The following is a 22886-nucleotide window of genomic DNA, read 5'->3' as shown; positions in this document are numbered from 1 at the left end:
CCTGATGCAATTTGCATCAGGTTTTTACTTTGCAGTGATAGGTTTTTAAAAAATTGGCAATAATAAAAATGTAGTTTATCAATATAGCGTGAGGTTGATTTCCGTTCCGACTGGGCGCTTTGTTGTTGCTGACGCTACGCTTTCGCACAGTTAAAACATTTGTTGCTGTCGCTACGCTTTCGCACAGAGCAGAGCTTCCTAGGGGCGTCGGGGCAACAGGATGTTGGTCACGAAGGCGTTATCACAGGACGTGATGCTTTTAGCCTTCGTTCCTCTACCCGCTTCGCTGCAGGGTCTCGGGCCAACAGAGGTCTTTTGCCCGAAAGCGTGAGTGCAACGTAGCGGCAGCAGTAGGTTTTGGTTTTGTTTGTGCGAAAGCGAAGCGACAGCAACAGTAGGTTTTGGTTTTGTTTGTGCGAAAGCGCAGCAACAGCAGGTTTTGGTTTTGTTTGTGCGAAAGCGCAGCGACAGCAACAGCAGGTTTTGGTTTTGTTTGTGCGAAAGCGCAGCGACAGCAACAGCAGGTTTTGGTTTTGTTTGTGCGAAAGCGCAGCGACAGCAACAGCAACAGCAGGATGTTGGTCACGAAGGCGTTATCACAGGATATGATGCTTATAGTCTTCGTTCCTCTATATCGCTAATCCCCAAGGAGTCGCCCAGTCGGAACGAAGATCAACTTATGTATATTATGACATAGTTAAAAAAGTAACATTCCTAACTTTTGGTGATGAATCAAAAGTTAGGAACGGATTTTAAAATTATTCCTAGTTTTAAATTAAAGGTGTGTGTTGTTTAGATGAAAAAAGCTGTATTTTTGGACCGTGATGGGGTCATTAATGAAGTATTAACGGATCGCGTTAAATTTGTAAACAAACCTAATGAACTCTATTTCCTACCGCATGTTCCGGAAGCAATAAAAAAATTGAATAAATACTTTGACTATATTTTTGTAGTAACTAATCAAGGTGGCGTTGGATTGGGGTTTATGAAAGAAACGCAGCTACAAAAAATACATGAGCATATGGTAAAAGAATTGAAGAAGGAAGGGGCCACTATTCACGAAGTCGTCTATTGTCCCCATAAACCAAAGTCGGGCTGTGCCTGTCGCAAGCCCAAGAGTAAATTAATCGTTGATCTTGGTGAAAAATACAATATAGACTTGGCAAAATCCTATATGGTTGGAGATACGGATACAGATATTATAGCAGGTAAACGAGCAGGAACTAAGGGAATATTTTTAGGTGCAAAAGATCCGCTGGCAGATGCGATTTTTCCAGATTTAATTAGTGCTGCTGAATGGATTATTAAGGATGTAACAGCATAAAGCTAGTGTTGTTGAGATAGAAAGAAAAAGCGTATAAATCATTTGAAAGAGGATAATTTATTTATTGGAGGTGATTAATTTGACTAAAGAAAATAAAAAATCGTTAGATCGAGAAGAATATGGATTTGGCTTTGATATTAGTGTTGATGATTTAGGAGTAATTGGGCAAAATCAACAAGCAAAAAAACAAAACGACAATGAAAACAAAGACAAGCCTCGCAATAAGGATAATCCTGCTAAATTAAATAATGAAAAGTAGGCGCACAATACAATGCTCCTCGATTTAGATTTAAGATACTTACAAAAAAATTCCGCCAACCTTCTGTTGCAGCAGGTGCACAAAGTAGAACCCTATGTCCGCAGAAAAGCGGAATTTTTTTGTATTAAATTCTTAATTGCTATCATTGCAGGCACAAAAAAACACTCAATTTGGAGGGTGTTAATTTAATAATTCACGTAAATATTCTCGTAGCTCGACGGTCTCTTCCTCTGTACGATTATAAACGTGTTCAAGATAGCCAGGCTCTTCTACATCATCTGGACCGATTATTGCAAAGCGTCCAAATTGGATGTCCATGACAAGCACTTTCCCAAAGAAACGACCCGATTGCAAAATGGCTAAATCATAACGTAACTTTTCCCCAGCAAAACTAACAAAGCGTGTTTTTGTATCTTCTACATCATCATATAAAAAAAAACGTTCCATCTTTTAATCTCCTTCCAGTCCTATAGATATGGTACTATAGAAGAGAAATGACTATCAACTTTTAAAGATTTTGAATGGGGGCTTTCCTTGTGTATTTTGTAGATCGTAATAAAATCACAAAAAATTTACAGTACTTAGATGGGCTATTAGCTATTTTAGAATCAGAAAATAGCTGGCTTGAAAACGATATTAAGGAATTAGCAATCGAGCGAATTGGTCACAATGTGATGGAGTCAATGATGGATGTTGGAAATTTAATGATTGATGGCTTCATTATGCGTGATCCAGGAAGCTATGAGGATATTATTGATATTTTAATCGATGAAAAGGTCGTATCTACTGAAATGGAAGAACCATTAAAAGCAGTAGTTGGCTTACGTAAAATGCTTGTTCGTGAATTTACAGATGTAGATGTTCAGGAAGTTGTGAATGTATTAACAGCTACTTTACCAGCATTAAAACAATTCTCACCAGCTGTGAATAGTTATTTAACAAATGAACTTGGCCCTGTTTCAGCATTTTTACCAGAGGATCATCAATGAAAACCTACAAGGCCTATTGCTTTGATTTAGATGGGACAGTGTACCGTGGAAAGGACGGAATTCCTTCTGCGATAACTTTTATACATCAGTTACAACAAGCTGGAATTGAGCCATTTTATGTAACAAACAATTCTTCTAAGACAAGAGAGCAGCTGCAGGAAGCTTTAAACGCTATAGGTGTGAATGCACCGTTAGATCATATTTACTCTAGTGCATTAGTTACAGCGAAATATGTAGCCTTGAATTTCCCTGGCAAAAAAGTAGCCATGTTAGGTTCTGATGGTATTCGTAAAGCGTTATTTAATGCAGGCATTGAACCTACCGAGGATGAGCCAGAGGTATTTGTTATGGGAATTGATCGAAATCTAGATTATATGGCACTTGCGAAGGCAACGATTGCTGTGCAAAATGGGGCAACGTTTATAGCTACGAATCAAGATATTAAATTCCCAACAGAACATGGATTTCTCCCTGGTAATGGGTCATTTGCCCGATTAGTAGGTGAAGTTGCAGACGTTGAGCCACTCTATATCGGTAAACCATCTCCTGCAATGCTTGAAGTCATTGCAACAGAGCATAGCTTTATGAAAGATGAAATGGTGATGATTGGCGATAATTACGACACAGATATTATGTGTGGGATTCGTTTTGGCTGTGACACAATCCATGTAAATACAGGTGTTACACCTTCAAAGGTTGTACTTGAGAAGGAACAGCAACCTACTTATGTGGTAGAAGCATTAATTTAACTTCTTTCATTCGAAGTCTCACATTTTCTATAGGTGTGAGATGAATTCGGGTTTATAGTTACTTTTCAATTGCTGTCCAAATATCCGTATAAAAAGTTCAAACATAAAAAAAGGATGCTTATGTCGATTTTTTTGGCATAACATCCTTTTTATATGTTCAAATTGAATAGTAAGCGTTTCAACATTATATGAATGAGGTATTAAGCCTTCATTACCATAATGGATTTTCTTCGATAAATTGATAAATGGCATTCGTCAACTCTTCAGGAGAACCAGCTTCAACTAATTCACCATTAACGATTGCATAAAATGATTCTGAACATTTTGTACAGTAACTAAGGCAGCCATATTCCAAAACGTCGATGTTCGGATCGCGTTCTAGTATTTCATATGTTTTTTGAGAGCCATTCGCTAAATTACTTATACAAAATTCAACCATTGGATTCATACGTGTCACCTCACCAAGGTAATGCTACTCGCTTTTAAAACATTCGTCAATAATTTGAGTTGGCCGTGAGATAAAAGCCGATATTCAGTGTTAAAGCTGGATGCATACAAAATGATGACTCGCTACAGTGTTAAACTATCTTTGCAAAAGGGATGAAAGGGATGTAATCATTCAAAAGCTGTTCGAAAAAGGCAAGTTATCATTTATTTTGTGAAATCTTTCACAAAATTGCATTATGATATTGTGAAACTTCTCACAATCGGTTATACTCATTTGTGGATACTTTGTGAACAATTAATATAAGAGATATAAAAGGAGACTATTATGGGAAAATTAGTACTTTTAGGTGGCGGCTACGGCAATATGCGTGTCATGCTTCGACTATTACCAAACCTTCCATTAGATAAAGAAGTTGTAATAGTAGACAGAGCCCCTTTCCATAGTTTAAAAACAGAATTTTACGCATTAGCAGCAGGGACTGCAACAGATAAAGAAGTTCGTGTATGCTTCCCGGAGCATGAACGTTTAACAGCTGTATACGGAGAAGTTGTTGAAATTAATCGTGCGGAAAAAGTAGTCATTTTAGAAGATGGACAACGTATTGAATATGATGATTTAGTAGTTGGTCTTGGCTGTGAGGATAAATATCATGGTGTACCAGGTGCAGAGGAGTACACATATAGCATTCAGACAATGGCGAAATCACGTTCAACATTCCAAGCACTTTGTGGTTTACCAGCAGGCTCTTCAGTCGGAATTGTAGGAGCGGGTTTAAGTGGTATTGAGCTTGCAAGTGAGCTACGTGAAAGCCGTTCAGATTTAAAAATAAAGCTATTCGACCGCGGTCCACGTATTTTAAAGGACTTCCCAGAAAAGCTAAGTAAATATGTAAAAGACTGGTTCGTAAAGAATGATGTTGAAGTGATTGCCAATTCAAATATTACAAAAATCGAACAAGGTAAAATTTACAATCACGATGAAGAAATTGCACTCGATACTGTAGTATGGACTGCTGGTGTACAGCCAGTCAAAATTGTTCGTGATTTGGAAGTTGAGAAAGATAAACAAGGTCGTCCTCTTGTAACACAATATTTCAATCTTCTTGATGACGAGCATGTATATATTGTAGGTGACTGTGCTGCTTCAGAATTACCTCCAACTGCGCAGTTAGCAGAGGAACAAGCAGAACAAATCGTAAAAGTACTTCGCATGCGTTGGAAAGGCGAAAGCTTACCTGAAAAAATGCCTGATATCAAGTTAAAAGGTTTCATGGGAGCGCTTGGTAAAAAACAAGGCTTTGTTTATTTAGCAGATACAACAGTAACAGGACGTATCGCACGCTTAATGAAATCAGGACTATTATGGTATTACAAACGTCAAAATGATTAAATTAAAAAGGGATTGCTTCGAAATTTACTTCGAAACAATCCCTTATTTTTTTATCAATTATGCCTCGACGTAACTGCCGCTGTCGCTACGCTTGCGCGCACATAAACAATACGGCCAGAATCGGCTTTGTGCTTAGATTAAACAGTTTCATCTGGCGTGAAACCTAGCTTTTCAAGTGCAGTAAATACAGGCTTTAGTTGCACATAGCCCTCGCCCACTACTTCATTGTTTATAAGGACAAGCGGATAAAAAAATTCATCATCTTGAATGCGTGCAGCATAATCTTGATCGCGCTCATTCTCAATTGGTCCTTCAATATCGATATAGCGAATATCATATCCTTGATTTGGATATTTTCGATCTATTGCTGCTTGTAGCCATTCATATGTATCTTTTGAAGATGGTGCATTAACACAACTGGCGCAAATTACCTCTGTTCCGTAAATTTCAATCTGTGGTTTCGTTTGACTCATAGCAATTCCACTCCTCGTGATTCAATATTGGATTTTTTCTGTTGCTAACATTATAATCATTATAAGGAAAGGAGTCGAGACAAATGGCAGAAGCAACAATTAACGATCAAGTTCAAGAGGTATTAGATAAATTACGCCCATTCTTACTACGTGACGGTGGAGACTGTGAATTAGTAGATGTAGAAGACGGCATTGTAAAATTACGTTTACTAGGTGCATGTGGTAGTTGCCCAAGTTCAACAATCACACTTAAAGCTGGTATCGAACGCGCATTATTAGAAGAAGTACCAGGTATTATTGAAGTAGAGCAAGTATTCTAAAACGACTAAAAAAGTTCTAGCTGATTCATTCACGCTAGAACTTTTTTTCTTATACTTGGCGAGCTTGTTCTTTTTCTTCTCGAATAATCGCCCATTGTTCCTTAGCCATATCAATGATCTTCGCTTCTCCACCGATATTTTGCTTTTCAATGACCTTTGAGAAAAAGCGAGTAGCATTTTCTAAATCACCGATGCGTCGTGATAGTTCTGCGATCATATACATAATTCGTACATCTGACATTTGAGTAGAGCTGTAATCCTCAGTTGAATAAGAATCCATATAGTAATCTCGGGCCATTGTCATAAAACGCTGCTCTTGGCCTTCGTTTTTTAGTGAACGATATAGCCATGCAAGACGTAATGTAAGCCCGGCTATAGCAACAAATTTCTCTTTTTTAATCGTACCGCAAAGGAACGCTAATTTATAAGCTTGTATCGATTGGAATACAGTACGTTCTCCCTTAAAATCATGGTGTACCCATTTTTCTGTAATTTGTGTGCGAATTTCATCTTGCGTGCCAGGGGCAAAATATTTTGAAAAGTCTTCTGTAAATGAAAAGCCGCAATGTTCACAAACAAATACATTATAATAAAGGGCATTTACACCGTCTGCATAAATTGGTTGAAAATCTGTTTCTGTATGATCTACTTTAATGAATTTAGAGCGTACTTTTAATGTAGGAAATTCTTTTTTGCAATGAAGACATTGAGTTTTTTTTTCGTAATAAGGTGAAATCTCCATATTTGATACCTCTTTCATCGAGTCATTACTACTATTATACCAATGTTTATTTTATAAACATGAATATAAATTACTATTAATGTGAAAAATATTAGAATTTTTACTAATATCAGCTTTGTCATATTAATGTGAGGCTGATTTCTGTTCCGACTGTGCACTTTCCTGGGAGCGTCTTAGAAAAGTGATCGGGTAACCATGGAGTTATACAGCCACCACTCCAATCAAAGCTGAATATTTGTCATACAATAGTCAAAATTGATATGATAATAAGTAAGAAGGAAGGTGATTGGGATGACAAGTTTAAAGCAAGTAATTGAAATTACTGAAGCAGCTGTCTTTCATATTAATGAAATGATGGAGCACAATGAAGAGCAAGGTGCGTTTTTACGTGTAGTTGTTAATGGTGGCGGATGCAGTGGTCTATCATACGGCATGCATTTTGATCAAGAGAAAAAAGAAGAAGATTTTGAAGATGTACAACATGGTTTAACAATTCTTGTTTCCCGTGAAGATGCGCCAATTATAATGGGGACAAAAATTGACTATAAACAATCGCTAATGGGCGGTGGCTTCACGATCGATAATCCAAATGCTATCGCATCATGCGGCTGTGGCACGTCTTTCAAAACAGCAAAACGTGAAGGTACACCTGAAATTTGTGACTAAAAATAAATTGTCTAAGTGTTGAAGTAGGATTGTAAATAACGGTTAGAAATGATTCGTACACAATCCTTAAAATGTGTAAACACAACCTTAAAAAGACTGATTTAGGGTTAAAGATACCGAGCCTTTTTGATTTGTATGTTGCTAAAACATAACGAATTAAGGAGGCTTTTTTGTATGGTTTTGAAGAAGAAAAAACGAACAACTAAGGTAAAATGGCAATGGGCAAGGAATATCCAAAGGTCTTTCTTTTAGCCATCTTATTTAACCTTCTAAAATTAATTATTGTTACGGTTACTATATAAATAATGAATAAAACAAGAAAAATTAAATAATACAATATAAACTTAGCTGCAAATACACTTCCAATATCCTTATACGCAATAAATAAAGAACTGATCATACCTACAAAAACAACCATATATATAATGCTTGTAAAAATGCTTTTCTTCAATTAATTGATACCTCGAAATTCTTATGTATTACAACTATTTTCTCAAAAATTTGGAAGTCTGTTAACTGGTAAAATAATGTAATTGATATTACCTTATCATTTGCCACAGGCTATTCTATGTTCATTGATTCATATAAAAAAATTCATACAAATGAATGGTACAAGGGAAGCCAATACAATCAAGAAAGATAACGATTTTTTGATGGAGCTGAACCTTTTTATATTTCTTTTTAAATGAAAAATAAGGCCACGATATTTCTAATCGTGGCCCTATTAATGTACCAATATCTCACTGCTAATGAAGCTGTGTTAGTACATAATCATAAATTTCATCTGATGATTTATTAAGAGCTAAAGAGAACTCTGAAAAAATGTTCTCTTGTAAAGATTGCAGTAATTTCTCTTCTTGGTTAGGGAATTTTTTTTCGCTAGCACTATATTCAATCTTTTTTCGTAACAATGTGTTTAAAAGGTTTGCTTGTTTTTGGCGATTACCGGATTTAAATATTTCTAGATAAAATCTCGATCGATGAGTGTTTTGTTCAATCCATTCTACGCCAGGAGATGTGAATGAATGTAAAATATTGAGTGCTTCTTCTTTTTTAATAATGTCTCTAAGGTGTTTTTTTGAATTGTCAATAGGGGTACGAATGACTAATTGTGGTTCATTTAGTGGTTGTAAAACGTAATATGTTCTTGTAATGTCGTTAAAGGTTTGTTCACAAATATCTTCAATAGAACAAAGTCCATGTGATGAATAAATGACTACATCGCCAACATTGTACATGTATATTCCCTCCAACAAACTATATTGTCAACTTAGTTGACTAAATTAATTGTAAGCAATTATAAGAATTTTGTCAACTTGATTGACGATTGCGGTTGTTTTTTTGTATATTAGTAACGAAAAATAGGGAATGAAGGTGAACCAGTTGAAGGACGAATTGCAGAATCGAGATGTAATTGACTTGTTGAGCGAACGTCACGAACTACTTCGACGACTTGCTGAAGAGAAGTGGAATAAGCATCATAATATTTATATTTCTAACTCTGAATGGTGTATTTTAGGGATAATTTATAAAAAACAATTTATGATTTCAGACGTTGCTAAGGGTGTTGAATTTACAAGACAAGCAACCCATAAATTTATAAAAAGTTTGGAAGCAAAAGGATTAGTGAAGGTTACTGATGTCGAACATAGTAAAAAACATAAAGCAATTCGTATGACTGAATTTGGTCAAGAATGTTTTGAAAAGAACGAATGTTATAAAGCTGATATTGAACAGCAGCTAATTAATACTATAGGAGTAGACCAAGTAAACAATTTAAAAAATATATTAAAACTTAATTGGGATATGGAGCAGCTGGAAGCGTAAATATTCGTAGTTTAGGTATGGAAAATGTTTGGAACATATCTTATAACATAATAAGGTTAGGCGACTATTTAGCAGGTAGATGCATAGAAAAATTTCACAAGCCACTTTCGTTCTACTCGAAAGTGGCTTCTTTTTAACTTCTTTCAGCAGGTGTCCACACACCTGTACCTGTCGCTACGTTTTCGCGCAAAGGCATAATTGATAATGGTTACTTTACTTTCTCGCGTTCTATAGATGAAGCGCCATTGTCATTTGCTAAATTGTAAATGGCCTTTTCTTCTCCGCGTTAAATTGTCCATCTTCTTCAATGACAAACTTTTCGTTATTTTTCGTTTGGAAATAATAAGTCCCTACTGTACCTATTTCATACTCATAAATGACTTCCTTAATATCCTGCCATTCATATGTAGTTTTATGGAGATATTCTTTGAAAACAATTTGTGTATTCTGTATAGCGATATAACTTAAAAGAGAAAAATAGCCTAAAACCTAATCAAATAGGTATATTTTTTCTTTTGAAACCAAGTATGATCAACGTTAAAATGATTAGTGTAATTGCTAGGAAAAGCATAGTGAAGTTGCTTATTGGATTGATCAGCACGATAGTAACACTACTATAATAAAACGTTTGGGAAACAGTAAGTGGCAATATGAAAACAATGACGGGCGATAGTAAAAGCAACGCTATCGCAAAAATAAAAAGCTTTCCATTATGTGATAATTCATTTAACGTAAAACTCCCCCCTTTAAATAGAGTGAATATTCTACATTTTAACTAGTATAACATATTTACAAAATTGGCGTACATGTATACTTTATGTTTGAGAGTAAGTAGTAATCATAAAATTCTGAATTAATACTTCTATATATGGAAAATTGGCCGTTATAATAGTGATATAGAGGTGAAGATGATTATGAAAAAAGACAGAGGAAAAGTTTGGTTAGGTGTTGCAGGAGTTACAGTAAATGAGTTAGGCCAATGGCTAGTTGTTAAAAAGGCCTATAGCGGATTAAAGGGAAGATGGTCATTGCCGGCTGGTTTTGTCAATGCTGGTGAAACAGTAGATGAGGCTGTTGTTCGGGAATTAAAAGAAGAAACGGGTATTGATTGCTATGTATCAGGCTTAATTGGTTTTCGAACGGGTGTGATTCGTGGTGATATTAGTGATAATATGGCGATATTTTATTGTCGGATGAAAGATGAGCAACAGAAGATTTGTCTTCAGGAAAAAGAATTATTAGAAGCGAAATGGATGTTTCCAAAGGAGCTAGCTCAAGATGAGATGACATCAGTGATGTTAAAGGAAATGGCATCTAACCAATTTGAAAAGCACCAATTAGAGGGGATAGAAGGTATTAATCCAGGAGATGTCTTTGGTTATTCCTCTTATAAATTGTTCTTTAAAAAATAGAGCGATAGAGGAGGGGACCTATGATGGAGCTATTTTTGTTTATGTTAGAGCGAGTAGGGCTAATCATTGTGTTTGCCTTTTTAATGTCAAGGTGGCGCCTCTTTCGGGGCATGCTCTTTCAGGATCAAGGGATTCAGGAAAAGGTTTGGCTTATTATCATTTTTAGTGCTTTAAGTATAGTGAGCAGCTATACAGGGATAAAAATTGAAAGTGGTACTATTTACCCTTTAAATCAAATGATACATAGCACTATAAATGCAGAGGAGGCAATTGCGAATACGAGGCTAATTGGCGTAGCAATTGCGGGTATTTTTGGTGGGCCACTTGTTGGCGTTAGTGTGGGGATTATTGCGGGGATTCATCGTATTACCCTTGGCGGTTTTACAGCCGTTGCCTGTGGTGTTTCGACTATACTAGCAGGATTCATAACAGGTGGTTTAAGTAGGCAATTGAAAATACGTCAAACCTTCTCCTATAAAAAGGCTGTTATGATCGGAATTTGTGCAGAGACTTTACAAATGATTGTTATTTTAATAATAGCAAAGCCTTTTGAACAAGCTTTGCAATTAGTTTCTTTAATCGCGCTACCAATGATTATTATGAATGCCCTTGGGATTTTAATATTTTTCATTATTATTAAGACGTTTATTGATGAGGAAGAACGCACAAAAGCATTACAAACGCATCAAGCCTTTTCAATCGCGCAACAAACTATCGAACATTTTCGTAAAGGGTTAAATGAAGAATCATGCCGAACTGTTGCGGAGATTATTAAAAGAGAGATTAAGGTTGAAGCAGTCGCGATTACAGATACAAATGGAATTTTAGCACATGTAGGAGTAGGCGAGGATCATCACGTCATTCATCAAGAAATAATAACAGCTTTAACGAAGAGAGTATTAGTAGAAGGACGCATTATTACAGCGACGTCCGCAAAAGAAATCAATTGTCCATATGAAGATTGTCCGCTAAGTGCTGCGATTGTCTTACCATTAAAAGTACAGCATAAAACGGTAGGTACCTTAAAGCTATATTTTATCAATGTTTCTTCATTAACAGGAGCGAAAAAGGAGCTAGCTGAAGGACTCAGTCGACTATTTTCCTCGCAGCTTGAATATGCTGAAATTGAGCAGCAAAGAAAGTTATTAAAGGATGCCGAGATTAAAGCGCTACAGGCACAGGTTCATCCTCATTTCTTTTTTAATAGTCTCAATACTATTTCAAGTCTGATCCGAACGGATGCTGATGAGGCTAGAGCTTTATTGATAAAGCTTAGTACGTTTTTCAGAAGTAATTTGCAGGGAGCTCGCCAAATGCTGATTCCGTTAAAAAATGAAATTGACCATGTAGAGGCTTATTTGTCGATTGAACAAAAAAGATTTCTAAACCGCTATGATGTGAAGTTTCACTTGGATGAATCACTGTTTGACGTACAAATCCCCCCATTTACCTTACAGCCACTTGTTGAAAATGCCATTTATCATGCCTTTAAATATCGTAAGGAAGGCAAAATTGACGTTAAGGTGCAGCGAATCAATAATAAGTTAGTACTGTTAACAGAAGATAATGGCTGTGGGATGAGAAAAGAGCAGGTTAAACAGCTTGGCAAAACAATCATGCAATCCGAACAAGGAACCGGGACAGCTTTATGGAATATTTATCAGCGCATCCATGAAATTTATGGAACTGATGCAGATTTTCATATTTCAAGTACGTTGGATGTTGGCACGAAAATTATGATACAGCTGCCATTAAAAGCCACAAGATGGGAGTAGAGAAATGTTAAATGTCTATATTGTAGATGATGAACCGTTAGCAAGGGCTGAATTGCGATTTTTATTGGAGCAAACAAAGTTAGTGCAGATCATTGGTGAATCGGAGGATCTGGAGGAAATACTGTTGGATTCACAGTTTGAGCAGATTGATTGCGTGTTTTTAGATATACAGCTAGGCGTAAACAATGGCCTTGAATTGGCAAAACAGCTACAACTAAGCATTCGTAAACCTGAAATTATTTTTGCTACTGCTTATGATGAATATGCATTGCAGGCATTCGAAGTGAATGCCTTTGATTATATTTTGAAACCATTTGAGCCAGAGCGTGTACAAAGTGCTGTTGAAAAGCTGGTGGCTAAAAAAGAACAACACAGGTTAAGACGATGGAAAAATTAAAGGATATACAATTGGACAAGCTTGATAAATTAACAGTTTATGTGAATGATCGAATTTTACTTATTAAAATTCAGGAAATTTTATATTGTACATCTGAAGATAGTAAGACGATTGTTGTTACGGAGAAAGGGAGATATTTTGCTTCAGAGTCATTAGCAGCTTTGGAGAATAAACTTACTTTAAAAGGCTTTGTGCGGGTCCATCGGGCATTTATCGTCAATTTAGAGCATATTGAAGAGCTCGAGCCATGGAGCAGCTCAAAATACAATTTGATTTTGCATAATAGGCATTCGATTCCAGTCAGCAGGCTTTATATGAAGGATGTGCGAAAGATATTTCAGCTATCAAAATAACTGCATTTCAACAGTAGAAAACACCCTTTCAACTTAGAATTATTGCATTTTGGTGAATTTTGTGAATAATTGTTCAATTCATTTGCTATGATGTGGAAAAAGTAAAAGGAGTGATAAAATGAATGCTATTACAATTGTGATAGGTTCTATTTGTGTACTGATGATAAGCTATCGTTTGTATGGCATATTTTTCACAAAGAAGGTACTTAAGATAAAAGATGATACACCCACCCCAGCACACGCTATGGAGGATGGTAAAGACTATGTTCCGACGAATAAATGGGTGACATTTGGGCATCACTTTGCTGCAATCGCAGCAGCTGGACCGTTAGTCGGACCTATTTTAGCTGCACAATTTGGCTATTTGCCTGGGCTCCTTTGGCTGTTAATTGGTGCGGTAATCGGTGGTGCGGTGCATGATGCAGTAGTGTTATTCGCTTCAATGCGCCATGGTGGAAAGTCTTTATCTGAGGTCATGAAGAAGGAATTAGGACCTGTTGCAGGATTCTGTACAGGCCTTGCCATGCTTTTCATTATTACTATTACAATGGCTGGGCTATCGATGGTTGTCCTTGGTGCGTTAGAGCGAAATCCATGGGGAACTTTTGCAGTAGGGATTACTATTCCAATAGCGATGCTTGTTGGTATTGCTTATCGTAAAACGGGAAATTTAATTGTTACATCGACAGTTGGCTTTATTTTGTTGATGATCGGTGTATTTCTTGGACCGATGATTCAAGGAACAGCATTTGGCGATTTTTTAACGTTTGACCGTGATACTTTAGCTATTATTTTACCGATCTATGCATTTTTTGCAGCGGCATTACCTGTTTGGCTCTTATTAGCGCCGCGTGATTATTTAAGTAGTTTCATGAAAATTGGTGTATTTATTGCTTTAATCATCGGGGTCTTTTTCGTTAATCCAGTTATTCAATTCCCACCAATTACCGAGTTTATTCATGGTGGTGGTCCAGTAATTGCTGGTCCAGTATGGCCATTCGTCTCTATTACAATTGCTTGTGGGGCTATTTCTGGCTTCCATGCTTTTGTAGGCTCTGGTACAACGCCGAAAATGATTGATCGCTGGGAAGATATTCGCATCGTCGGTTTTGGTGCGATGCTCGTAGAATCTTTAGTAGGTGTAATGGCTTTAATTGCAGCAACAGCCCTTCATCCAGCAGATTATTTTGCGATTAATTCAGCCCCAGCAGTTTTTGCTACATTAGGAATGGAGCCTGTTCATTTACATGCTTTAGCTGAAAGTATTGGGATGGATTTAGAAGGACGTACAGGAGGAGCGGTAACGCTTGCAGTTGGGATGACTGATATTTTCACAGGAATTCCTTGGTTTGCTGAACTATCTTCTTATTTCTATCAATTCGTTATCATGTTTGAAGCGGTCTTTATTTTAACGGCTATTGATGCTGGGACACGCGTAGCGCGCTATTTAATACAAGATTTTGGCGGCAATGTATACAAGCCACTGAAGCGGACAAATTGGATTCCGGGTACAATCTTTGCAAGTGCACTTGCATGTTTCATGTGGGGCTACTTATTGTATTCAGGAGATATAAGTTCAATTTGGGTATTATTCGGCGTTTCGAATCAGTTGATGGCAACAATCGGTTTAGTATGTGGTGTAACAATCGTATTAAAAGTTGCAGATAAGCGAATCTACGCCTTAACATGCTTTATCCCATTAGCCTATTTATATGTCACTGTAAATGTAGCGGGCTTTTGGATGATTAAAAATGTGTATTGGAATACAGCGGCGGCTGGTTACAATATGTTAAATGGTATATTGTCTGTCATTATGTTAATGTTAGGCTTTATCATTGTTATTGCTGCCATTAAAAAATGGGCAGAGCTTTGGAAGTCACCAAAGTTTTTATTATCGCAAACAGCTTCATAATGAAAAGCGAGAAACTATTGAAAATTAGTTGTATACTAGTTTTCAATAGTTTTTTAATTTTCTATGTATGGTGGATGACCATAGCGTGTGGTTGATTTCCGTTCCAACTGGGTGTTTTGCCGCTGACGCTTCGCTTTCGCACAGAAAACATCCGTTTCGCTGCAGGGTCTCGGGCCAACAGATGTTTTTTGCGCGAAAGCGTAGTGCTAACGTAGCGGCAGTAGCAGGATGTTGGTCATGAAGGCGTTATCACAGGATGTGATGCTTTTAGTCTTCGTTCCTCTATATCGCTAATCCCCAAGGAGTCGCCCAGTCGGAACGAAGATCAATTTATATACATAGCAAACGTTAGTTACACCAAAATTTTGGCGATATTTTTGCTGCTTCGCTTTCGTATAAAAAACACACCTTGCCACGAGAGGCGTCTCTGTAATGGAATATACTTAGTGATTGTCCTAAATATGACGAACAAGCGAAATCAAGGATATGTTCATTGAAAGCGTTGTAGTAATCATGTAAACTAATGAGAGGAAAACGGAGGTTATACATACATGGATGGTCCAGTTTCATTAGTACAATTAATCATTTCAATTTTGTTATTTTTCGTTATGTTCTTTGGTATTGGATTTTTATTGAATATGCTTCTGCGAATGACATGGTTAATGGCAATCGTGTATCCAATTGTTGTTATTTTTATTGTCGATGATGTAAGCTTTTTAGATTATATTTTCAAGCCAGGTTCTGCATTTCCAGCACTTTTAGATAAGTTACAAGCATTGCACCTCGTTGATGTGTCCATCTTATCGGGTGGCTTTGCTGGTTCAATTGTTGCGGGAATTGTCATGATTTATTTACGTAAAAGCGGTTATCGAATGTTTTAACTTCTTTCAGAAGGTGTCTAAACACCAGCTGAAAGAAGTTAAAGCCTCCGGCGGATGTCACGGAATCGGAAATGAGTTCGCAAAGGATGTTAGCCTAAAATCATCGCATCCATGCGATAACGGCTAACTGACCTGCATCGGTAAAAACGCCACGTCCTGTGGCATTACCGAAATGACCGACATCGTGTCGGCCCTCGTGCAGGCCTAAGCACAAAGCCGATTCCGGACGCAATTATGCCGAGGCATAATTGATCTTCTTTCAGCAGATGCTTGGGCATCTGCTGATTTTTTTATTGAATTTTTCCGATAAATCTTGAAAAGTTTCCGATAAAATCACAAAGGCTTCCGATAAATCGTGAAATGTTTCCGATAAATCACAAAAATGTTCCGATAAATAAAAAAACACAGCCTCGGCATGAGGATGTGTCTATTTTTACAAAATAAACTGGTATGTGATGATGGCGATAAAGATTCCAGTTAATGCTCCAAAAAATACCTCGCTCCGTTTATGGCCTAGTAATGTTTTTAGCTCCTCCATTTTTTCTTGGCCATCCATTTGCGGCCATTTTTTTAAATCATGAAGCAGTGTTTCAAAGTCCTTTCGTAGTTGATTTAATACTGCTGCATGTTGACCTGCCTGGAAACGTACTCCACTCGCATCATACATGACGATAAATGAAAACATAGCGGCTACGGCAAAAATTGGGGAGTCTAATCCTGTTTCATAGGCTATAGAGGTTGTTAGTCCTGTTACGGAAGCGGAGTGTGAACTAGGCATACCCCCGGTGGAAGTAAATAATCCCCAGTCAATCTTTCGAGTCATTATAAAATGAATAGAGATTTTTACAAACTGTGCGAAGAGAACAGCAAAAAGGGCAACGAGTAAAGGGGTATTTTGAAGTAAACTCATGATCATCACAACCTTCACTTATAATTGCTTTTATTATAACATTCATTATTTTCTAAAAGCCAAATATTACGCGTTTTCTGAAATTTAGGTATAATAGAATACTGAATGGAGGAATGTACATGCATATTGTAAAAGAAGCAAAAACATTTGAAACGATTTCTACTGAAGTGTTAGTAGTAGGCGTCCCTAAACATCGTGAACAAATGCAGGAATGGGCAAGCTTTTCATCATTTTATGGAGAATCCATTGATGCGTGGATTAGTGCAGGGGATGTATCTACTGCGTTAAAAAAAATGACGAAATTGCCATTTTTGAAGAGCCACGCAAATCTTAAACGCATTTTATTTGTTGGTTTAGATGACCGTAAAGACTTAACAGAAGGCGATATTCGTGCAGCATTTGGGTTGCTTGGGAAGGAACTAAGGGACTTAAAGGTTAAAGAATATTCCATTTGGCTTGAATCGTTTACGACAGAGTCGATTACTGTAACAGATGTTGCATTTTTAGCTGGTGAAGGAACTGGTCTTGGTTATTATGCAATTCCTCATTATAAAACAACATCAAATGAAGTAGATAAACGTATTGACGCGATTCATCTTGTAACTACTGCTAATGATTTAGATGAAGTGGTGGCAAGCTTTGAGGTTGGCGCTATTTATGCAAATGCTGTAAATGAAGCACGTAGCTTAATTAATTTACCACCAAACTTACTGACAGCGACAGACTTAGCCAATTACGCAGAGTCTCTTGCGGTCGAGTACAATTTTGAAGTGGAAATTTTAGATAAAGCACAATTAGAGGAGCTTGGAATGGGCGGTATTTTATGTGTCAATCAAGGCTCCCATGAAGAACCTCGTTTAATAACATTAAAATATAAAGCGACTGAAGATTTTGATGATCCAATTGGTCTTGTCGGCAAAGGGGTTACGTATGATACAGGTGGCTATTCCTTAAAGCCAAAAGATTCAATGGTAGGCATGAAGGGCGATATGGGCGGTGCTGCAGCTGTGCTAGGTGCTATGAAAATTATTGGTGAACTACGTCCTAACAAAAATGTCTTAGCTGTTATTGGCTCTACCGATAATATGGTATCTGAAACAGCATTTAAGCCAGATGATGTCATCACGACGTATAGTGGTAAGACGGTCGAAGTGTTAAATACCGATGCGGAAGGACGCTTAGTATTGGCAGACGCTACTACATATGCTAAACAACAAGGAGCTACTTCCCTGATTGATGTTGCAACGTTAACAGGTGGAGTGATTACAGCACTTGGTATGGATAAAACAGGTGCACTTTCTAATGATGATGAATTCTGTGCAGCTTTCATGGAAGCTGCACAGGAGACAGATGAATTTGTGTGGCGTATGCCTTTAACAGAAAATGATAAGAAACGAATTCGTAAATCAGACGTCGCTGATTTAAATAATTCTCCTGGTCGTGATGGTCACATGATTTTTGGCGGAGGCTTTGTTGGTGAGTTTGTTGGTGATACACCATGGATTCACTTAGATATTGCAGGAACGTCCGATGCGATGGCTGTACATGACTTAGGTCCAAAAGGTGGTACAGGTGTAATGGTACGTACACTAGCAAACTTTGTGCAACGTTTAGGAGAAGAAAAATAGAATAGGCGATGGACGTGTGATATATGCATCCCCCTACATACGATAGAGTAAAAAAGGGAGGAAGCTTATGACATTCTTCGGAGGTTATCCAGGAGGTGGCTTTTGGCCAATCGGTGGGCCATTTTTGGGAGGTTTTTTAGGAAGTTTTCTTGGATCACAGTTTGGCCCATCTCCATTTTATCCGCCTTTCTATCGCCCATTTCCACCGTTTTACCGACCAGGTCCACCATTTTTCCGACCAGGTCCACCGTTTGGAGGGCATCGTAGATATTAATTCAAATAAAATAGATCTCAAAAAACCAGATGTCAGTAAGCGACACCTGGTTTTTTCTTTAATAGATTAAATAAGTATCATATTCTAGGTATTAAATAAAGTGTTGACAGAATATACTAAATTATTTATTATTCTTATTGTATTAGTAAGAATTAAATATGTAGCTGACTAGTAAACTAGAGGCTCTTATTATTCACAGGCATTGCTTTTGCCTATGGATAATTTGAGTCTTTTTTTTATCTCTAAGAAAAGAGGAAAGGGAGTGAAATCAAATGGGGAAAGTTTTTATAGTGGGTGCTGGACCTGGTGATGTTGATCTTATCACAGTAAAAGGATTAAGGTGTATCGAATGTGCTGATGTCATCCTGTATGACAGACTCATTAATAAGACCCTACTATCCTATGCTAAACAAGAGGCTAAGCTCATCTTTTGCGGTAAGCTACCTCAGCAGCACGCCATGATTCAAGAGCAAATTAATCAAGCACTTGTCAGCTATGCACAGCAAGGATTGATTGTGACGAGATTAAAGGGAGGAGATCCATTCGTTTTTGGAAGAGGAGCTGAGGAAGCAGAGGTGCTAGCACAGCATAATATTCCATTTGAAATAGTGCCTGGCATCACTTCAGGGATAGCGGCACCGGCATATGCGGGAATTCCTGTTACACATCGTGACCTAGGCTCAAGTTTTGCGATGGTCACTGGGCATATGAGAGAGGGCAAGGATGATGGAATCCAATGGGAAAGTCTTGTAAAAGGGATTGATACGATTGCTATTTATATGGGGGTCGGTAACCTTCCCTATATCCGTCAGCAGCTGCTCAAGTATGGGCGAGATAAGGAAACACCAATAGCACTCATCCATTGGGGTACATTTTCTCAACAAAAAACAGTCACGGGAACTTTAGCTAATATTGAAGAACTAGTCCAGCGAGAAAATATACAAAATCCAAGCATAATTGTAGTAGGAAAAGTTGTTACTTTGAGGGAAACAATTCAATGGTTTGAGCAAAACATTCCGCAGCCACAGTTAGCAGAAGTTTCTGTGTAAGGATGTGGGTTCATGCAAGCCGTTTTATATATCGCTCATGGAAGTAGAGTAAAGGCGGGAGTGGAGCAAGCCGTTACCTTTCTAAAGAGCGTACAACAAGAGATTGAAATACCGATTCAAGAAATTAGTTTTTTAGAACTCGCGACTCCGACAATTGCTGAAGGGATCGCAAGCTGTATTAACCAAGGGGCTACAGCTATAGCGATCGTGCCTATTTTATTGCTTGCCGCTCAGCATGCAAAGCACGATATTCCAAATGAGATTGATAAAGCAAAAGAACAGCATCCGCAAGTGCGATTTACATACGGTGAACCACTTGGTGTCCATGAATTATTAATTGATACATTACAGACTAGAATTTTAGAAGCAAGGTGCCCGTCTAACGATGCAAGTGTTTTACTTATAGGTCGTGGGAGTAGTGATCCTGCAGTACAGAGTGATTTAGCCAAAATTGCAACAAGATTACGTGATAAATACGCTTATGAAGCTGTAGACACGTGCTTTCTATATGGAATGGGTCCTACGTTTGAAGATTGGTTACAACAAGAGCAGAATAGGGACAATCAAGTATTTATAGTGCCGTATTTGTTGTTTACTGGGATTTTGCGCCAAAGCATAACAAGGCGATTACAAGATTATGGGAATCAGAACGTTATTTTATGTGAAAGTTTAGGCTATGACGACAATGTAAGGGCAGTTTTAGTGGAACGTATTTATCAATTATTAAAATTTACTAAGAAAGGTGTTTTGTAATGGTAGATAAAAGGACTGAAAATGTAAATCTAGCATTAGATAATGTACGCCAAATTTTAAATACTGTGAACCATGGATCGATTACATTGATTGTGCAAAATTTCTATGTGGTTCAAATTGAAAAGAAGGAAAAAATACGACTTCGATAATTTTAACAGGTGTGTTGATTAGGGGAAAATAGGTTTATTATTGAGCAATAAAAGAATTTTTTGTTGCTATTTTGCTCATATATGCCCATTTTTAACTGATTGTAGCGTAGGGCTACTCGACTCCCGCGGGAAAGCGAGACAGACGAGACCCTGCATGGAGCGCAGCGGAGGAAGCGACTCGACGCTCGCCCGCAGGAAGCCTTGCTCTGTGCGAAAGCGAAGCGGCAGCAACAAAGCGAGTAGCCCGTAGCGGAAATCAGAGCCCTCTAATTAATAAGGGTGGATAAAAATGGTTAATCAATACACATGTAATTTTAACTTCTTTCAGCAATCGTTTTGTCAGACAAATTATCAACAGAAGAAAATGATACGAATACGTGAGGTGGCAAGGTTGAAACTGCAAGTAGTAAATAGTCCATTTAATGAGGAGCAGGTAAAGCTGTTAAATGAGCTGCTCCCAAAACTAACAGCAGAACAGAGGATATGGTTAAACGGTTTTTTAAGTGCACCACTAGTAACTATCGATCCTGTTGTCGAAGAAGTAACGCCGATAGTAAAAACAATCACCAAAACAGTAACGATTTTATATGGTTCACAAACTGGAAATAGTCAGGGGTTAGCTGAAAAATATGCCTCAGCTTTGAAAGATAATGATGTGGACGTAACAATTTCGTCGTTAGCAACATTTAAACCAAATAATTTAAAAAAGGTAACAAATCTTTTACTCATTGTTAGCACACATGGAGAAGGGGATCCACCTGACCAAGCGATACAGTTCTACGAATTTTTGCATAGCAAACGAGCTCCTAAGTTAGAGCAGCTTTATTATTCAGTGCTAGCCTTAGGCGATAGCTCCTATGAATTTTTCTGTAAAACAGGAAAGGATTTTGATGAACAGTTTGCAAAGTTAGGAGCAACTCGAATCGTACCTCGCACAGATTGTGATGTAGATTATGATGTCGAGGCAGCACGTTGGTTCTCAGCTGTTCAGCGGGAGTTGCTGCAACAGACGGATGTAGCTGATATAACGACCACACAAAATAAAACAGCACAAGGAGACACTACATATTCTCGTAAAAATCCGTTTTATGCTGAAGTACTTGAAAACATTAATTTAAATGGCAGAGGATCAAATAAAGAAACACGTCATATTGAATTATCCATCGAAGGTGCAAATTTTTATTTTGAACCAGGAGATAGTATCGGTATTCAACCGGAAAATGATGAAAGGCTAGTCGATGCTTTAATCACAGCATTACAGTTTGATCCACAAACTGAGGTAAACGTCTTTGAAGAAACACTGCCATTAAAGGATGTATTGCAAACAAAACTAGAAATTACAGTGTTATCTAAGCCATTGTTAAAAAAAATTGGTGCCTATACGGTCCATCAGGAATTTACAAAGCTATTAGAGGACTCTAATTCTTGGAAGGACTATGCAAAAGGAAGAGATTTACTTGACGTTGTGGAAGACTTTGCACCATTTACATGGGATGCGCAGCAATTTGTAGATTTACTACGTAAAATTCCAGCACGTCTATATTCCATTGCTAGTAGTCAAAAAGCAAATAGTGAAGAGGTACATTTAACAATTGGGAAAGTAAGCTATAAGACGAATGGACGTCAACGTCTTGGCGTTTGCTCCGGAAGCGTAGCAGAACGTATTCAAATTGGTGACACATTACCGGTATATGTTCATAAAAATCCGAACTTTAAACTACCAGAGCATGAGGATACACCGATTATTATGATTGGTGCTGGAACAGGTGTTGCCCCGTACCGTGCATTTTTAGAGGAGCGTGAGGAATTAGGAATCGGAGGGAAAGCTTGGCTAATTTTTGGTGATCAACACTTTGTCACAGACTTTCTTTATCAAACAGATTGGCAAGGTTGGCTTTCTTCAGGCACACTAAGTCAATTGCATGTCGCTTTCTCACGTGATACAGATAGAAAAATATATGTTCAACATAAAATTGAGGAAAATGCTGTTGCTTTTTATGAATGGCTAGAGCAAGGAGCTGTCATTTACGTCTGTGGCGATAAAGAGTCGATGGCGGCTGATGTTGATGCAACAATTCGTCGCGTTATTGAACAACAGGGACAAAAAACGCCAGAGGAAGCTAAAGCCTTTGTCAATGAGCTAAAACAGCAGAAACGCTATCAACGTGACGTTTATTAACTTCTTTCGGCAAGTGTTTTATGTATCG

27 protein-coding genes are annotated in these 22886 nt (G+C 37.6%); 21 read left to right on the top strand and 6 right to left on the bottom strand.

Annotated features, from left to right (window positions below):
* Positions 1 to 493: 493 nt before the first annotated feature.
* The 3 genes from ACFTQ7_RS20510 (at position 494) to ACFTQ7_RS20500 (ending at position 1583) form a co-directional block, all read left to right on the top strand.
* A complete protein-coding gene (locus ACFTQ7_RS20510) occupies positions 494 to 697 on the top strand; it encodes a hypothetical protein (RefSeq protein WP_386830656.1) in 204 nt (67 codons plus the stop codon).
* 99 nt (positions 698 to 796) lie between these two features.
* Positions 797 to 1324 (top strand): D-glycero-alpha-D-manno-heptose-1,7-bisphosphate 7-phosphatase, encoded by a 528-nt coding sequence (locus ACFTQ7_RS20505; RefSeq protein WP_386830654.1) that lies wholly within the window; start codon positions 797 to 799, stop codon positions 1322 to 1324.
* Between the two features lie 64 nt (positions 1325 to 1388).
* On the top strand, positions 1389 to 1583 hold the full coding sequence (locus ACFTQ7_RS20500) for a hypothetical protein (RefSeq protein ID WP_142510565.1): 195 nt from the start codon (positions 1389 to 1391) through the stop codon (positions 1581 to 1583).
* A 180-nt stretch (positions 1584 to 1763) separates the two neighbouring features.
* On the opposite strand, the gene ACFTQ7_RS20495 is transcribed toward ACFTQ7_RS20500, so the two are convergent.
* Positions 1764 to 2030, bottom strand: coding sequence for a DUF3055 domain-containing protein (locus ACFTQ7_RS20495; protein WP_079561497.1), 267 nt, complete (start codon positions 2028 to 2030; stop codon positions 1764 to 1766).
* An 89-nt stretch (positions 2031 to 2119) separates the two neighbouring features.
* Here ACFTQ7_RS20495 and ACFTQ7_RS20490 point away from each other — a divergent pair, with 89 nt between their 5' ends.
* Both ACFTQ7_RS20490 and ACFTQ7_RS20485 read left to right on the top strand, forming a co-directional pair.
* Positions 2120 to 2572, top strand: coding sequence for a DUF86 domain-containing protein (locus ACFTQ7_RS20490; protein WP_349661339.1), 453 nt, complete (start codon positions 2120 to 2122; stop codon positions 2570 to 2572).
* The gene (locus tag ACFTQ7_RS20485; RefSeq protein WP_386830651.1) at positions 2569 to 3321 is read left to right on the top strand and encodes a TIGR01457 family HAD-type hydrolase; all 753 of its coding nucleotides are present in this window, start codon (positions 2569 to 2571) and stop codon (positions 3319 to 3321) included. Before ACFTQ7_RS20490 ends, ACFTQ7_RS20485 begins: the two co-directional genes overlap by 4 nt.
* A gap of 211 nt (positions 3322 to 3532) precedes the next feature.
* Here the strand turns inward: ACFTQ7_RS20485 and ACFTQ7_RS20480 are convergent, their stop codons facing one another.
* Positions 3533 to 3769, bottom strand: coding sequence for a YuzB family protein (locus tag ACFTQ7_RS20480; protein WP_386830649.1), 237 nt, complete (start codon positions 3767 to 3769; stop codon positions 3533 to 3535).
* A 324-nt stretch (positions 3770 to 4093) separates the two neighbouring features.
* Between ACFTQ7_RS20480 and ACFTQ7_RS20475 the strand changes: the two genes are divergently transcribed.
* On the top strand, positions 4094 to 5158 hold the full coding sequence (locus ACFTQ7_RS20475; RefSeq protein WP_386830647.1) for an NAD(P)/FAD-dependent oxidoreductase: 1065 nt from the start codon (positions 4094 to 4096) through the stop codon (positions 5156 to 5158).
* A gap of 137 nt (positions 5159 to 5295) precedes the next feature.
* Here the strand turns inward: ACFTQ7_RS20475 and ACFTQ7_RS20470 are convergent, their stop codons facing one another.
* Complete coding sequence (locus ACFTQ7_RS20470; protein WP_197144251.1) at positions 5296 to 5631, bottom strand: YuzD family protein; 336 nt, start codon at positions 5629 to 5631, stop codon at positions 5296 to 5298.
* An 83-nt stretch (positions 5632 to 5714) separates the two neighbouring features.
* Here ACFTQ7_RS20470 and ACFTQ7_RS20465 point away from each other — a divergent pair, with 83 nt between their 5' ends.
* Positions 5715 to 5951 carry a NifU family protein gene (locus ACFTQ7_RS20465; RefSeq protein ID WP_010857481.1) on the top strand — a complete coding sequence of 79 codons (237 nt, stop codon included), beginning with the start codon at positions 5715 to 5717 and terminating at the stop codon, positions 5949 to 5951.
* A 49-nt stretch (positions 5952 to 6000) separates the two neighbouring features.
* On the opposite strand, the gene ACFTQ7_RS20460 is transcribed toward ACFTQ7_RS20465, so the two are convergent.
* Positions 6001 to 6693 carry a DUF2225 domain-containing protein gene (locus tag ACFTQ7_RS20460; RefSeq protein WP_386830644.1) on the bottom strand — a complete coding sequence of 231 codons (693 nt, stop codon included), beginning with the start codon at positions 6691 to 6693 and terminating at the stop codon, positions 6001 to 6003.
* A gap of 291 nt (positions 6694 to 6984) precedes the next feature.
* Between ACFTQ7_RS20460 and ACFTQ7_RS20455 the strand changes: the two genes are divergently transcribed.
* Complete coding sequence (locus tag ACFTQ7_RS20455; protein WP_349661334.1) at positions 6985 to 7359, top strand: HesB/IscA family protein; 375 nt, start codon at positions 6985 to 6987, stop codon at positions 7357 to 7359.
* A gap of 746 nt (positions 7360 to 8105) precedes the next feature.
* Here ACFTQ7_RS20455 and ACFTQ7_RS20450 read toward each other — a convergent pair.
* A complete protein-coding gene (locus ACFTQ7_RS20450; RefSeq protein WP_386830642.1) occupies positions 8106 to 8597 on the bottom strand; it encodes a CarD family transcriptional regulator in 492 nt (163 codons plus the stop codon).
* A 136-nt stretch (positions 8598 to 8733) separates the two neighbouring features.
* Between ACFTQ7_RS20450 and ACFTQ7_RS20445 the strand changes: the two genes are divergently transcribed.
* From ACFTQ7_RS20445 to ACFTQ7_RS20415, 7 genes are all read left to right on the top strand, one after another.
* Positions 8734 to 9186 (top strand): MarR family winged helix-turn-helix transcriptional regulator, encoded by a 453-nt coding sequence (locus ACFTQ7_RS20445; RefSeq protein ID WP_386830640.1) that lies wholly within the window; start codon positions 8734 to 8736, stop codon positions 9184 to 9186.
* A gap of 914 nt (positions 9187 to 10100) precedes the next feature.
* Entirely contained in the window at positions 10101 to 10598 is a 498-nt protein-coding gene (locus ACFTQ7_RS20440; protein ID WP_349661330.1) for an NUDIX hydrolase, read from the top strand.
* Positions 10599 to 10621: 23 nt separating this feature from the next.
* A complete protein-coding gene (locus ACFTQ7_RS20435; RefSeq protein WP_386830675.1) occupies positions 10622 to 12373 on the top strand; it encodes a LytS/YhcK type 5TM receptor domain-containing protein in 1752 nt (583 codons plus the stop codon).
* A 4-nt stretch (positions 12374 to 12377) separates the two neighbouring features.
* A complete protein-coding gene (locus ACFTQ7_RS20430; RefSeq protein ID WP_386830638.1) occupies positions 12378 to 12770 on the top strand; it encodes a LytR/AlgR family response regulator transcription factor in 393 nt (130 codons plus the stop codon).
* Positions 12758 to 13123: a LytTR family DNA-binding domain-containing protein gene (locus ACFTQ7_RS20425; RefSeq protein WP_386830636.1), complete on the top strand. Its 366-nt coding sequence runs from the start codon at positions 12758 to 12760 to the stop codon at positions 13121 to 13123. Before ACFTQ7_RS20430 ends, ACFTQ7_RS20425 begins: the two co-directional genes overlap by 13 nt.
* 118 nt (positions 13124 to 13241) lie before the next feature.
* The gene (gene cstA / locus ACFTQ7_RS20420; protein WP_349661328.1) at positions 13242 to 15035 is read left to right on the top strand and encodes a carbon starvation protein CstA; all 1794 of its coding nucleotides are present in this window, start codon (positions 13242 to 13244) and stop codon (positions 15033 to 15035) included.
* Positions 15036 to 15586: 551 nt separating this feature from the next.
* Positions 15587 to 15916 carry a YuiB family protein gene (locus tag ACFTQ7_RS20415; protein ID WP_079561513.1) on the top strand — a complete coding sequence of 110 codons (330 nt, stop codon included), beginning with the start codon at positions 15587 to 15589 and terminating at the stop codon, positions 15914 to 15916.
* Between the two features lie 433 nt (positions 15917 to 16349).
* Here the strand turns inward: ACFTQ7_RS20415 and ACFTQ7_RS20410 are convergent, their stop codons facing one another.
* A complete protein-coding gene (locus tag ACFTQ7_RS20410; protein WP_386830633.1) occupies positions 16350 to 16832 on the bottom strand; it encodes a divergent PAP2 family protein in 483 nt (160 codons plus the stop codon).
* A gap of 113 nt (positions 16833 to 16945) precedes the next feature.
* Between ACFTQ7_RS20410 and ACFTQ7_RS20405 the strand changes: the two genes are divergently transcribed.
* The 6 genes from ACFTQ7_RS20405 (at position 16946) to ACFTQ7_RS20380 (ending at position 22858) form a co-directional block, all read left to right on the top strand.
* A complete protein-coding gene (locus ACFTQ7_RS20405; RefSeq protein ID WP_386830631.1) occupies positions 16946 to 18454 on the top strand; it encodes a leucyl aminopeptidase in 1509 nt (502 codons plus the stop codon).
* A gap of 67 nt (positions 18455 to 18521) precedes the next feature.
* Positions 18522 to 18728, top strand: coding sequence for a uroporphyrin-III methyltransferase (locus ACFTQ7_RS20400; protein WP_197144264.1), 207 nt, complete (start codon positions 18522 to 18524; stop codon positions 18726 to 18728).
* Between the two features lie 272 nt (positions 18729 to 19000).
* Positions 19001 to 19777 (top strand): uroporphyrinogen-III C-methyltransferase, encoded by a 777-nt coding sequence (gene cobA, locus ACFTQ7_RS20395; RefSeq protein WP_386830629.1) that lies wholly within the window; start codon positions 19001 to 19003, stop codon positions 19775 to 19777.
* A gap of 12 nt (positions 19778 to 19789) precedes the next feature.
* Positions 19790 to 20530, top strand: a complete 741-nt coding sequence (locus ACFTQ7_RS20390) for a sirohydrochlorin chelatase (protein WP_386830627.1) — start codon at positions 19790 to 19792, stop codon at positions 20528 to 20530.
* The gene (locus tag ACFTQ7_RS20385; protein ID WP_134022417.1) at positions 20530 to 20679 is read left to right on the top strand and encodes a YezD family protein; all 150 of its coding nucleotides are present in this window, start codon (positions 20530 to 20532) and stop codon (positions 20677 to 20679) included. Before ACFTQ7_RS20390 ends, ACFTQ7_RS20385 begins: the two co-directional genes overlap by 1 nt.
* Before the next feature lie 391 nt (positions 20680 to 21070).
* The gene (locus ACFTQ7_RS20380; protein ID WP_386830673.1) at positions 21071 to 22858 is read left to right on the top strand and encodes an assimilatory sulfite reductase (NADPH) flavoprotein subunit; all 1788 of its coding nucleotides are present in this window, start codon (positions 21071 to 21073) and stop codon (positions 22856 to 22858) included.
* Positions 22859 to 22886: the final 28 nt, after the last annotated feature.

The sequence above is a fragment of the Lysinibacillus sp. NPDC056959 genome (genome assembly GCF_042674095.1).
GTDB classification, from domain to species: Bacteria; Bacillota; Bacilli; order Bacillales_A; family Planococcaceae; genus Lysinibacillus; species Lysinibacillus zambalensis.
Note: the sequence above shows the minus strand (reverse complement) of the source record. Positions and strands in the feature narration are given on the sequence as shown.

Excerpts from the sequence above, each read along its gene's own strand:
- ACFTQ7_RS20400 (WP_197144264.1), top strand. The coding sequence starts at position 18,522 with ATGACATTCTTCGGAGGTTATCCAGGAGGTGGCTTTTGGCCAATCGGT.
- cstA (WP_349661328.1), top strand. The coding sequence starts at position 13,242 with ATGAATGCTATTACAATTGTGATAGGTTCTATTTGTGTACTGATGATA.
- ACFTQ7_RS20495 (WP_079561497.1), bottom strand. The coding sequence starts at position 2,030 with ATGGAACGTTTTTTTTTATATGATGATGTAGAAGATACAAAAACACGC.
- ACFTQ7_RS20485 (WP_386830651.1), top strand. The coding sequence starts at position 2,569 with ATGAAAACCTACAAGGCCTATTGCTTTGATTTAGATGGGACAGTGTAC.
- ACFTQ7_RS20450 (WP_386830642.1), bottom strand. The coding sequence starts at position 8,597 with ATGTACAATGTTGGCGATGTAGTCATTTATTCATCACATGGACTTTGT.
- ACFTQ7_RS20460 (WP_386830644.1), bottom strand. The coding sequence starts at position 6,693 with ATGGAGATTTCACCTTATTACGAAAAAAAAACTCAATGTCTTCATTGC.
- ACFTQ7_RS20415 (WP_079561513.1), top strand. The coding sequence starts at position 15,587 with ATGGATGGTCCAGTTTCATTAGTACAATTAATCATTTCAATTTTGTTA.
- ACFTQ7_RS20430 (WP_386830638.1), top strand. The coding sequence starts at position 12,378 with ATGTTAAATGTCTATATTGTAGATGATGAACCGTTAGCAAGGGCTGAA.
- ACFTQ7_RS20475 (WP_386830647.1), top strand. The coding sequence starts at position 4,094 with ATGGGAAAATTAGTACTTTTAGGTGGCGGCTACGGCAATATGCGTGTC.
- ACFTQ7_RS20455 (WP_349661334.1), top strand. The coding sequence starts at position 6,985 with ATGACAAGTTTAAAGCAAGTAATTGAAATTACTGAAGCAGCTGTCTTT.
- ACFTQ7_RS20440 (WP_349661330.1), top strand. The coding sequence starts at position 10,101 with ATGAAAAAAGACAGAGGAAAAGTTTGGTTAGGTGTTGCAGGAGTTACA.
- ACFTQ7_RS20465 (WP_010857481.1), top strand. The coding sequence starts at position 5,715 with ATGGCAGAAGCAACAATTAACGATCAAGTTCAAGAGGTATTAGATAAA.
- ACFTQ7_RS20505 (WP_386830654.1), top strand. The coding sequence starts at position 797 with ATGAAAAAAGCTGTATTTTTGGACCGTGATGGGGTCATTAATGAAGTA.
- ACFTQ7_RS20425 (WP_386830636.1), top strand. The coding sequence starts at position 12,758 with ATGGAAAAATTAAAGGATATACAATTGGACAAGCTTGATAAATTAACA.
- ACFTQ7_RS20480 (WP_386830649.1), bottom strand. The coding sequence starts at position 3,769 with ATGAATCCAATGGTTGAATTTTGTATAAGTAATTTAGCGAATGGCTCT.
- ACFTQ7_RS20435 (WP_386830675.1), top strand. The coding sequence starts at position 10,622 with ATGGAGCTATTTTTGTTTATGTTAGAGCGAGTAGGGCTAATCATTGTG.
- ACFTQ7_RS20410 (WP_386830633.1), bottom strand. The coding sequence starts at position 16,832 with ATGATCATGAGTTTACTTCAAAATACCCCTTTACTCGTTGCCCTTTTT.
- ACFTQ7_RS20390 (WP_386830627.1), top strand. The coding sequence starts at position 19,790 with ATGCAAGCCGTTTTATATATCGCTCATGGAAGTAGAGTAAAGGCGGGA.
- cobA (WP_386830629.1), top strand. The coding sequence starts at position 19,001 with ATGGGGAAAGTTTTTATAGTGGGTGCTGGACCTGGTGATGTTGATCTT.
- ACFTQ7_RS20385 (WP_134022417.1), top strand. The coding sequence starts at position 20,530 with ATGGTAGATAAAAGGACTGAAAATGTAAATCTAGCATTAGATAATGTA.
- ACFTQ7_RS20405 (WP_386830631.1), top strand. The coding sequence starts at position 16,946 with ATGCATATTGTAAAAGAAGCAAAAACATTTGAAACGATTTCTACTGAA.
- ACFTQ7_RS20470 (WP_197144251.1), bottom strand. The coding sequence starts at position 5,631 with ATGAGTCAAACGAAACCACAGATTGAAATTTACGGAACAGAGGTAATT.